3 protein-coding genes and 1 pseudogene are annotated in these 5,602 nt (G+C 43.4%); all 4 read right to left on the reverse strand.

Annotated features, from left to right (window positions below):
* Positions 1-1,778, reverse strand: a 1,778-nt coding sequence (locus DP116_RS26630) for a proline dehydrogenase family protein (RefSeq protein ID WP_169158005.1), incomplete at its 3' end; no start/stop codon positions are given.
* Between the two features lie 219 nt (positions 1,779-1,997).
* Positions 1,998-3,686: a GMC oxidoreductase gene (locus DP116_RS26635; protein ID WP_169158006.1), complete on the reverse strand. Its 1,689-nt coding sequence runs from the start codon at positions 3,684-3,686 to the stop codon at positions 1,998-2,000.
* A 447-nt stretch (positions 3,687-4,133) separates the two neighbouring features.
* Positions 4,134-5,198 carry a pentapeptide repeat-containing protein gene (locus DP116_RS26640; protein ID WP_169158007.1) on the reverse strand — a complete coding sequence of 355 codons (1,065 nt, stop codon included), beginning with the start codon at positions 5,196-5,198 and terminating at the stop codon, positions 4,134-4,136.
* 155 nt (positions 5,199-5,353) lie between these two features.
* Positions 5,354-5,431: pseudogene (locus DP116_RS30575) on the reverse strand (hypothetical protein); the annotation flags it as partial.
* Positions 5,432-5,602: the final 171 nt, after the last annotated feature.

Consider the following 5,602-nt stretch of genomic DNA (forward strand, 5'->3'; position numbering starts at 1 on the left):
ACTTCCAAAACTATCCAAACCGAAAGTTCAGCGCGGCGTTGTTCCATCAAATCAGCCGCTTTTCGTAAAATCCCAGCGCGTTCTTTTACAGGTGTTTTGCGCCAAGCAGGAAACGCAGCTTTCGCGGCTTGCATTGCTTGTTCCGCTTGTTCAACACTCAGGAGTCCAACCTTACCGACAACCTCACTAAAATTCGAGGGGTTAACAGAATCTACAACTTGCTGCGTCTGAACGTACTCACCGTTGATCAGAGGGAGATAAGTTTTTCCAAGTTGCTGACGGACATTTTGGAAAGCTTGAACAGCCTCCTTCCTCTCCTCTTCCTCAGCATAATCTGTATCAGGAGCACCCGAGAACCCCCCCTCAGTCCCCCCCGCAAGCGAGGGGGAAGCATCAGAGGCGGAGTTTACGACTGGCGGCGCTAATAATTCCTCAACGGGGCGATTCTCCATATTTTGCCGCAAAAAGGAACTATTAGCAGTATTTTCCAACAAGCGGCGAATTAGATACGCCATTCCTGGAAGAAGTTCTCCATAAGGACAGTAAACTCGAACGCGATAACCTCTATCAACTAACGATGAAGCTAGTTTATCGCCCATACCGTAGAGAACTTGCATTTCAAAGCTACGGCGGGGGACATTTAAGCTTTGTGCTATTGCTATTGCATGAGCTTGCGATCGCACGTTATGGCTACCAATCGCAGCATACACATATTGATGATTCTCTAGCAATAACTGAGTTATTCTCTCAAAATTTGCATCTGTCGCCGCTTTATCGTTATAAACTGGCTGTTGCCAATGCTTCTGTTCTGCTTTTATAGTTTCTTGATCCCAATACGCGCCTTTCACCAAACGAATTGTAATCGGATAACCGCGCTGTTTTGCCCAATCAATCAAGTTTTGTGCATCTTGCTCGCTATCGCGCAGATAGGCTTGAATTGTCATACCAATATCTGTACGAGAGCGAAACTCTTCTTCTATTAAAAGTTTTTTCAAAATGCTGAAAGTGAGGTCTTTGTATGCATACTGTTCCATGTCAAAATGAACAGAAGCGCCTAGTTCTTTGGCACGACGTAAGAGAGTGCGGATGCGATCGCTCACCCGTTCTTCACTACCCTTAGCATCCAACGGGTCAAACTGCGAGTAAAACGCTGTTAACTTCACAGAAACCTGGACTTTTGGTAATGGTTGTCCATCAGCTTCGTCAATCAACCCAACTGGCGTCCAACTCTTCGATGCTTGCACCAATTGTTGCATCAAATCTAGATAGCGTTCCAAATAAGACTGCGCTTCTGCTTCGGTAATCACAGCCTCACCCAATAAGTCTACGGTGAAAGCCATCTTTTCCTTACGCAGTCGCTCAATTGTTTTCAGCGCCTGTTTAATATTTTCTCCAGAAATATATTTATGAGCTAATGTTTCTACACCTGTGGAAACAGTTGTCGCAGCGACTTGTCCAGGCATAGAATCAGGATTAGCAAAGCCCAGCATTCCCTTCAAGGCTGTAGGTAATTCTACTGTTTCATCACCCAGATATTCTTGTAAATGGGCTGCAATTTCTGGTTTACTACGTAAAGCAGGAAGAGTATCAATAAAGCGAAACAGTTGCACCCGTAAGCCCGGATTGCTCATCGCCCAAGCTAACAACTTATCGTCCCAGCGCATCTGATCTCGCAGTGCAGCAAAGAAGGAACGATTCTCTTGAGTCGCGGCTAGAAGCTGTTTAGCGATTTCTTGGGTTTTGGCTTCGTAGGTGCTTGTTTGTACTTGTAATACCACTGATAACAAACTCCATATTCAAGACAAGGCTTCATTGTATACAGCCTCTATCTTCTATTGTGGCTTTTTCATTGTGCGACTACCACTTCCTAAATTGGTAGTCGCTAGAGGAAGCCTATACAAGTAAGGCTAGCGCCTGAGACGGTGATGCAGTCCCCAAGTATGGAAAAACCACGCCTAGCTTCACAGGAAAGCGAATTAAGCGTGGTCTGTATAGGTCTAGCAATGACTAGATACGAGTAAATTTGTGTCAGCCCTTACTAGGGACTTCTTAATCCAATCTGCCAAACGAATTGAAAGTGCAACAATTGTCAGGGTAGGGTTAGCATATCCTCCTGTAGGGAAAACGGAGCTACCTGCTATGAATAAGTTAGAGATGCCATGAACTTGGCAATTCTCATCAACAACTCCCTGTTTGGGGTCAATATGCATTCGGGTTGTTCCCATGTGATGGGCGGTACCAGCAGGCATACCAAGCTTGGGAAGACCTTCTTTGTACTGTATTCTATATTCACCTAACCCAGAAGAAGCAATTTCTTGAGCCATGATTTCTTGAGAACGCTGAATGTTGAGGGCATTGTCAGTATCCCAGCGCCAGTGAAGTTCTAGCTTTTGACACCCTAGTGCGTCTCGTTCTTTGCTCAAAACAACTCGATTAGCAGGATTGGGTACTTGCTCGACTTGATGAATAACCTCAAAGACTTTAAACCTGTGTTGGTTATTTGGCAATTCTGACCATCCACCTCTGTGGAATCCATGCAGCAAGGACTGATTTTTAGTAGCAGCCAGGTAATTGGCAAGCATCACGTAATCAATACCACCGATGATATTGAGAAAATCTTGACCAGAAACCTGTGGAAGTTTGCCATGAGCAAGCGCTTGAGCCACAGCTTTAAAAGACTCAATTGCTTTGAGTCCTCGCTTACTAGGTCGTGGAAACAGAACGGTGCTCATATTGACTAAATTCTCACGCTGCATAACCTCTTGCGAGAGTTTGAAATAGCCTAATACTGGAACATCGTTCACACGACGTAGATCGTACAGAGGCATTTTGTTAAATAAGTTAGCGTCAGCAGGGATAAAATCGCCACCTTGAACTAAGGGATGATCCATAAAAAATCTGCCGACTAAATCGTGTTGGTTGCCCAAGCCAGCCGTTTGCTGACGATTGGACATCAACAGCGTACGGGGATTTTCTAGCCCACCCTGGGCGAGTATAAACACCTTGGCAGCTATCCAAAACTGCTGTCCCTGCAAAGAAGCAACCCGTAGACGAGTGGCTGTTCTAACAGACTCGTTAGTTTCAATCTCAAGGGCGTTTAGGTTGAGGTAAACAGTAATGTTATCAACCCTACTAAGCTCGTCCCGATACTGCTGGTTGAATATATCTCCAGGTCCAAACTGAAACATTGCAGTCACTACTTGGTTCTCATTCAGGGGTAACCGCTTCGCTTGTTTGTCCTCCCATATATCAGGATCATAGGCAAACGAACCTGCTTGACAAACTGATTGAGCACGTTTGTAGAACGGTTCTAAGTGCGATCGCTCAATTGGCCAACCGCTGTAGGGTAGCCCTGCTCGCTTCTCAAAATCAATTTCGTCCAAAGGGGCATACCGGACGCCCTTGCGCCCTTTACCAATCTTTATCGACCAAAGGTTTGAATTGCCCCCGAACCTTCGACACCGGATCTCTTTAAGTGACAAAAAGGGATCTCCAACGGTTAATGCCTCAGAAAGCGCTTGAGTTTGTGGATCAAACTCAAGTCCGCCACTCTCCACAAGGCAAACTTTTGTTTTATGTCCAATAAATTCACGGGCTAGGGTGATTCCAGCTGCGCCTGCACCAACAATACAAACTTCTGTTTCAATTACTTGTTCTGCAGAGATTAAACGAGCATCTTTGAGCATATGAAGGTAGATGTCAAAAAAATAGGATTTTTAGCGATTTTTCCATATATAGCACGAACTATAGATATATATAAGAACTCTATTTGATTTTTTAACAAAATAGACTTGCCTTGAAAATAGAGGCTCAAAGCATGCAAAATCGTTCGAGCATCATTTTCATTGTTCCTTGTGAGCGATCGCTCATGATGTCTGTTGCAAAAATGTTTGAAATGTCATGTTGAGCGTTCGCGTCAGCGCAAGCGCCCCCGAAGCGGGGTACAAAGCAGCGTGTCCCTTTGGGACGAGCGCGCGTACTGCGGTAGCCGTGGCGTGAGCCATAAGCATAGCTAAAGATCTCTTGAGATTTTTCGCTACACTGCGTTTCGCACCCTGCGGGAAGCCTTTGGGTTGCGTTTACAGAATGACATCAACGTGAAGCTCACCGGAAAGAATCAAAGTTTCCCAAACTCAAAGCCATTTTTTATGCATCTGTGTTGCCTGGTTAATCCTGACACAACGTAAGTTAGCACCATTAAGATTGGCTGTGCTAAGATCAGCACCTTCCAAATTAGCGCCCTCCAGATTAGCATTCTCTAAGTTGGCATTGCTGAGATTAGCGTTCTTCAAATTAGCACAACAAAGATTTGCACCACAGAGGTTAGTACCGGTGAGGTTCGCCTCTTGAAGTTTGGCATCACTCAGATTGGTGTCTTTAAGCAAAGCACCGCTTAGGTTTGCATTCCTCAGTTTTGTACTGTTCATGTAAGCACTACTAAGATTCGCACCCAAAAGGTTAGCCCTGTTGAGATTTGCACTCCATAAATAGACATTAGTTAGGTTTCCACTGCTGAGGTTTGCATCGCTCAAGTCAGCATTGCTAAGGTTAGCGCCACTCAAATCAGTATCCCTCAAGTCAGCATTGCTGAGGTTAGCATTACTGAGATTTGCCTCTTTCAAATCAGCACTACTGAGATTTGCATTTATGAGATTGCTGCTACTGAGGTTTGCATTCTTCAAGATGGCATTACTGAAGTTGGTATCTACTAACTGAGCAGTACTGAAGTTACTATTCCATAGGCTAGCTCCACTCAGATTAGCATGACTTAGGTTGCTACCGCTAAGATAAGCACAGTTGAGGTTAAGATCCGCAAGTTGAGCATTCTTAAGGTTGGCAAGGATAAAGTTCATACTGTTGTTGTGACTTTGAGATTTCAGATGAAGAGCCTTCTCAATCAAATTAGATTGACAATCTAGTTCATTTTCTGTATCGCTTAATTCTTTATGGTTGAGAGGTGGAGAAATTGTTAAAACATTTTCTGGCTTCTTCTCAAACCACCAGTGTTTACTCCAAGTAACAAAGAAAGTAAAACACAAGTATAAACCAATCATAAATTCAGATGGGTGACCTTTTGTCAATAGCAGCACCAGTGTAAAACCTAACCCAAGCCAAGTTACTTGCTTGACTAACGAAATCAGTCTCATCTTCGCTTTTTTGTCATAGAACCTAAAGTTTTCACTGTTAACTAAAGTCATGTTAGATACCTCTGTGTCTTTTGTTAAAATGACTCAATTTTGCTAAGAATGACTAGCCATCTAACCTAAAAGCAAAAGCTGAAGGATATTTTTCATGGGTTACCGTAAGTAGTACCGTATTCCATTTCATCACCGTTTTTACATTGTCTTTTAGCCTAATCGCCAAAGCGACGAGAATGTGGGATTAGATATCCTCCTGTAGGAAACACAGAACTACCTGCTATGAATAAGTTGGAAACGCCATGAACTTTAAATCTTTCATTGAGGTTGTCATTGGTCTTTAATAGGAAGGACTACATATATATCTGGGTTTATACTTTTCTTATAGGGAAAACGTAACAAAAATATGCAAATCCTGTATCGAAGTTGTGACAGATTCACTAAAAATTGTGAAAGTATTTATC

It is taken from the genome of Brasilonema bromeliae SPC951 (assembly GCF_012912135.1).
In the GTDB taxonomy this organism is placed as follows: Bacteria; Cyanobacteriota; Cyanobacteriia; order Cyanobacteriales; family Nostocaceae; genus Brasilonema; species Brasilonema bromeliae.

What these genes read in the sequence shown, in the direction of transcription:
- DP116_RS26635 (WP_169158006.1), bottom strand. Translation starts at nt 3,686, where the DNA reads ATGCTCAAAGATGCTCGTTTAATCTCTGCAGAACAAGTAATTGAAACA.
- DP116_RS26640 (WP_169158007.1), bottom strand. Translation starts at nt 5,198, where the DNA reads ATGACTTTAGTTAACAGTGAAAACTTTAGGTTCTATGACAAAAAAGCG.